This window comes from Streptomyces sp. KLMMK, assembly GCF_036961605.1.
In the GTDB taxonomy this organism is placed as follows: domain Bacteria; phylum Actinomycetota; class Actinomycetes; order Streptomycetales; family Streptomycetaceae; genus Streptomyces; species Streptomyces telluris.
In genome coordinates, this window is the sequence record NZ_JBAMDC010000437.1 from 1 (window position 1) to 5,059 (window position 5,059).

Consider the following 5,059-nt stretch of genomic DNA (forward strand, 5'->3'; position numbering starts at 1 on the left):
GCTGGAGGGCGGCGAGCGGTCCGCCGAGGCGATCAAGCTGCTGGTCGAGGCCGGCATCCCGGTGATGGCCCACATCGGCCTCACCCCCCAGTCGGTCAACGCCTTCGGCGGCTACCCCGTGCAGGGCCGCGGCGAGGAGGCCGCGCAGCAGCTGCTGCGCGACGCCAAGGCCGTGCAGGACGCGGGCGCCTTCTCCGTCGTCCTGGAGCTCGTCCCGGCCGAGCTGGCCGCCGAGGTCACCCGCACCCTGCACATCCCGACCGTCGGCATCGGCGCGGGCTCGCAGTGCGACGCGCAGGTGCTCGTATGGACGGACATGGCCGGCATGACGTCCGGCCGCGTGCCGCGCTTCGTCAAGCAGTACGCGCAGCTGCGGGAGGTCCTCGGCGGGGCGGCGCGCGCCTTCGCGGAGGACGTGGTGGACGGCGCGTACCCGGCCGAGGAGCACGCCTTCCACTAGGCGCGGGGCCCCGTCCGCCGGGCCGCTGACAGGTCACCGGCAAACCGCTGTCGGCGGCCTGTCGGTGCGCTGTCAGTGGGGGCTGGCACTGTGGTGGGCATGACGCGAAACGACACCTCACGGGGGGCGGGCAGCGGCGGGAACGCCGTCGAAGTCCGCGGCCTCGTCAAGCACTTCGGAGACACCAAGGCGCTCGACGGCGTCGATCTCGACGTACGCGAGGGCACCGTCCTCGGCGTGCTCGGGCCCAACGGCGCCGGCAAGACCACGCTCGTGCGCTGCCTGTCCACGCTGCTCCGGCCGGACGGCGGCACCGCCCGCGTCGCGGGGTACGACGTGGTGGCCGAGCCGCGCCGGCTGCGCCGTGTGATCGGCCTGACCGGCCAGTACGCCTCGGTGGACGAGAAGCTGTCCGGCTTCGAGAACCTGTACATGATCGGCCGGCTGCTGGACCTCTCCCGCAAGGACGCCCGCCGCCGCGGCGAGGAGATGCTGGAGCGCTTCTCCCTCACCGAGGCCGCCAGGCGCCCCGCCGGGCAGTACTCCGGCGGCATGCGCCGCCGGCTGGACCTCGCCGCCTCCATGATCGGCCGGCCGTCGGTGCTGTACCTGGACGAGCCCACCACCGGCCTCGACCCCCGCACCCGCAACGAGGTGTGGGAAGAGGTCCAGCGGATGGTCTCCGAGGGCGCCACCGTCCTCCTCACCACGCAGTACATGGAGGAGGCCGAGCAGCTCGCCCACGAGCTCACCGTCATCGACCGCGGCCGGGTCATCGCGGGCGGCCGGGTGGACGAGCTGAAGGCGAAGGTCGGCGGCCGCACCCTGCAGATCCGCCCGGCGGACCGCGCCGAGCTGCCCCGCATGGTCGGCGCGCTGGCCCAGGCCCAGCTCGACGGGATCGCCGGCGCCACCGCCGACGAGGCCGAGGGCGTCGTCAACGTCCCCATCATCAGCGACGAGCAGCTGACCGCCGTCGTCGCCCTGCTGGGCTCGCGCGGCTTCGCGATCTCCGGCATCTCCACCCACCTGCCGAGCCTCGACGAGGTCTTCCTCGCCGTCACCGGCCAGAAGGCGTCCGTCCCGCAGCAGGACGCCGCCGGCACCGACGCACCCCAGGAGGTCGCCGCATGAGCGCGGCTACGCTCAGCGCGCCCGCGGTGGCGCCCGCCCGCGAGGGCCGCATCGGCCTGCGGGCCAACCTGCGGCACATCGGCGCCCTCACGCGCCGCAACATGCTGCAGATCAAGGCGGACCCGGAGTCGATGTTCGACGCCGTGATCATGCCGATCATCTTCATCCTGCTCTTCACCTACGTCTTCGGCGGCTCGATGGCCGGCAAGGGCCACGAGCAGGAGTACCTCAACTACCTGGTGCCCGGCCTGATGGCCATGCAGGGCATGAACATCGCCATGGCCGTCGGCACCGGCGTCAACGACGACTTCAAGAAGGGGGTGATGGACCGCTTCCGCACCATGCCGATAGCCCGGTCCTCCGTCCTCATCGCGAAGATCGTGGTCGAGATCGGCCGGATGCTCATCGCCACCGCCATCCTGCTCGGCATGGGCTTCGCCCTCGGCCTGTCCATCACCACGACCCCGCTGCACCTGCTGGCCGCGGTGGCCCTGTCCGTGGTGTTCGGCGCCTCGCTGATGTGGGGCTTCATCCTGCTGGGCCTGTCCCTGAAGACCCCGCAGGCCGTCCAGGGCATCGCGATGCTCGTCCTGATGCCGCTGCAGTTCGGCAGCTCGATCTTCGCGCCGACCGCGAAGATGCCGGGCTGGCTGGAGGGCTTCACCGAGTACAACCCGCTGTCCAACCTCGCCGACGCCGCACGGCACCTGATGCGCGGCGGGCCCGTCGCCCACTCGGTGTGGATGACGCTGGCCTGGGCCGTCGCCATCACCCTCGTGACCGCGCCGCTGGCCGTCTCGAAGTTCCGCAAGAAGACCTGAGCCGGTCCCGAATCCGCGTCATACGAGGGCGGCGGCCTCCTCCAGGGTGAGGCCGCCGCCCTCGGCGTACGCGCGCTCGTACGCATCGTCGCCGAGCATCTCCCGCACCCCGGCCTCCGTGTGCTCGCGCACCTCGCGCTCCACCGACGCCACCGGGAAGTCGACCGGGCGCAGGACGTCACCGGCGCCGATCAGCCGTGCGGCGCGCAGCGCGTGCTCCCCGCGGGCCGCGGGCTCCGTGTGCTCCCCGCCGGCCAGCCCGGCGTAGGCGAAGGCGGCGAACAGCAGCTGCGTCATCGGCAGCTGCGGCACGGCGAGCGCCGACAGCGGGTCCCCTGCCATCGACAGGGCCTCGCGCAGCCTCGGCAGGGCGTCCGCCGGGCGGCCCTCCAGCGTGTCCAGCCAGGCCATCTGGCCGCACATCAGGCTCTCGAACATCACCACCGAGCGGATGCCGAAGTCCGAGACCAGCGCCTCGAAGATCTCCCGGGCCTCGGCCGTCCGCCCGGTGCGGGCCACCCGCACGCCGAGCTGCAGCCTGCCGAAGACCGCGGCGTCCGTATTGCCCTGCTCCGCCTCGGCGATGGCGTCGCGGAGCATCTGCTCGCCCTCGTCGTCGCCGACCGTGCCCGCTTCCACCAGCGCCCCGGCGAGCCGGGCGCGCAGCGCCGGCAGCTGCCCGGTCGAGCCGAGCTCGCGCACCTGCTCGACGGCCTCCCGGTAGTCCTCGGCCGCCAGGGCGAACTGCCCGCGCCGCTCGTGCACCTCGCCCAGGCCCGTCAGGCCCTCGGCCACGCCCCAGGAGTCCCCGAGCCGCCGGAAGATCCGTACGCTCTCCTCCGCGTCCGCGGTGGCCTGGTCCAGCCCGCCGGGCTGGTCGTTGAATATCTTCGAGCGCAGCTGCAGCGAGTGGCCGAGCTCCCACTCGTAGCCCAGCTCGCGGCAGCGCGCGACCATCGAGTCCAAGGTCCTGTAGAGCGCCTCGAAATCGCCGGTCATGAGGATGGCGAAGAAGACGATGAAGCCCGGCACCCGGCAGGTCTGCGGCTGCACGTCGGCATAGGCCGCGGAGATGCGGCGCAGCCTGCGCTGCGTCTCCGGCGCGTGGATCACGGCCATGTCCGTGATGCTGACCAGCCGCGCCAGATGCACCCCGCGCCGCGCCTCCGCCAGCACGTCGGGCGCCATCGGCGGCGGCTGCTCGGTGCACGTCACATACAGCGGAACGACCGGGGCGACCGGCTCGGCGAACGGGTCGGGGCCCATCGCGCCCACGGCCTCCGCCCAGTGCGCGGCCTCCGCGCGCTGGTCCCTGAGCTGCCAGAACCAGCCCATGGACAGCGCCAGGCACAGCGCCTCCTGCTCGTCCTGCGCCGCGACGGCGCGCCGCAGGGCGGTGCGCAGGTTGTCGTGCTCCAGCTCCAGCCGCTCCAGCCAGACGCCCTGGGCCGGGCCGCGCAGCAGCGGGTCCGCGGTGCGGGCCAGCTCGCGGTAGGCCACCAGGTGGCGGTGCTCGGCGCCCGCCCGCTCGCCGGCCTCGTCCAGCCGCTCGGCGGCGTACTCCCCGACGGTCTCCAGCAGCCGGTAGCGCATCTCGCCGCCGGCCGCGGGCTCGGCGACCACCAGCGACTTGTCGACGAGCGAGCCGAGGAGGACGGCGACGTCCCGGGCCCCGACGGCGCCGGGGTGCGCAGCGCCCGTGCTCGTGCCTGTGTCCGTACCCGTACTCGTGCTCGTACCCGTGCCCGCGCCCGGTCCGTCGGAACAGACCTCCTCCGCGGCCGCCAGGTCGCAGCCGCCGGAGAAGACCGACAGGCGGCGCAGGACGGCGCGCTCGGGCCCGTCGAGCAGGTCCCACGACCAGTCGACGACGGCGCGCAGCGTCTGCTGGCGCGGCAGGACGGTGCGGCTGCCGGAGGTCAGCAGCCGGAAGCGGTCGTCCAGGCGGTCGGCCAGGGTGCGCGGGCCGAGCAGCCGCAGCCGGGCCGCGGCGAGCTCGATCGCCAGCGGCAGCCCGTCCAGGCGCCGGCAGATCTCGGCACACGCCTCCGGGTCGTCCTCGACGCGGAAGCCCGGGCGGGCCGCGGCGCCGCGGTCGGCGAGCAGCCGCAGGGCGACCGTGTCGGGCAGCGGCTCCACGGGCCGCACCGCCTCGCCGGGCACGCCCAGCGGCTCGCGGCTGGTGGCGAGCACGGTGACGCCCGGGCAGTGGGCGAGGAGCGTCTCGGCGAGACGGGCCGCGGCGTCGACGACGTGCTCGCAGTTGTCGAGGACGAGCAGCATGCGGCGCGGCGCGCAGTGCTCGGCGAGGCGCGCCAGCGGGTCCGTCGCGGAGGCGTCACCGGCGGCCCGCAGCCCGTCGGCGGTCGTCCGCACCACGGTCTCGCGGCCGCCGAGCGCGCTCAGCACCGCCTCCGGCACGGTGGCCGGGTCGTCGACGGGCGCGAGCTCGGCGAACCACACGCCGTCGCGCCACCCGCCCCCGTTCCCGGCGACGGCCTCGGCGGCCTCCAGCGACAGCCGCGTCTTCCCCGCGCCCCCGGGCCCGAGCAACGTCACCAGCCGGTGCGCCCGCAGATCGCCCCCGATGGCCGCGATGTCGTCCTCCCGCCCGACGAAGGAGGTGAGCCGGGCGCGGAGGTTG

4 protein-coding genes are annotated in these 5,059 nt (G+C 74.2%); 3 read left to right on the plus strand and 1 reads right to left on the minus strand.

Annotated features, from left to right (window positions below; all coding sequences use genetic code 11):
* The 3 genes from V7793_RS33065 to V7793_RS33075 all read left to right on the plus strand — a co-directional run.
* Positions 1 to 460 (plus strand): 3-methyl-2-oxobutanoate hydroxymethyltransferase (locus tag V7793_RS33065; protein ID WP_336013400.1); only part of this gene is annotated, 460 nt, incomplete at its 5' end.
* A 99-nt stretch (positions 461 to 559) separates the two neighbouring features.
* Entirely contained in the window at positions 560 to 1,594 is a 1,035-nt protein-coding gene (locus tag V7793_RS33070) for an ATP-binding cassette domain-containing protein (RefSeq protein ID WP_336013401.1), read from the plus strand.
* Positions 1,591 to 2,415, plus strand: a complete 825-nt coding sequence (locus tag V7793_RS33075; RefSeq protein ID WP_336013402.1) for an ABC transporter permease — start codon at positions 1,591 to 1,593, stop codon at positions 2,413 to 2,415. Before V7793_RS33070 ends, V7793_RS33075 begins: the two co-directional genes overlap by 4 nt.
* 18 nt (positions 2,416 to 2,433) lie before the next feature.
* Here V7793_RS33075 and V7793_RS33080 read toward each other — a convergent pair.
* On the minus strand, positions 2,434 to 5,059 hold a 2,626-nt coding region (locus V7793_RS33080; RefSeq protein ID WP_336013403.1), incomplete at its 5' end, for an ATP-binding protein.

What these genes read in the sequence shown, in the direction of transcription:
- V7793_RS33070 (WP_336013401.1), top strand. Translation starts at nt 560, where the DNA reads ATGACGCGAAACGACACCTCACGGGGGGCGGGCAGCGGCGGGAACGCC.
- V7793_RS33075 (WP_336013402.1), top strand. Translation starts at nt 1,591, where the DNA reads ATGAGCGCGGCTACGCTCAGCGCGCCCGCGGTGGCGCCCGCCCGCGAG.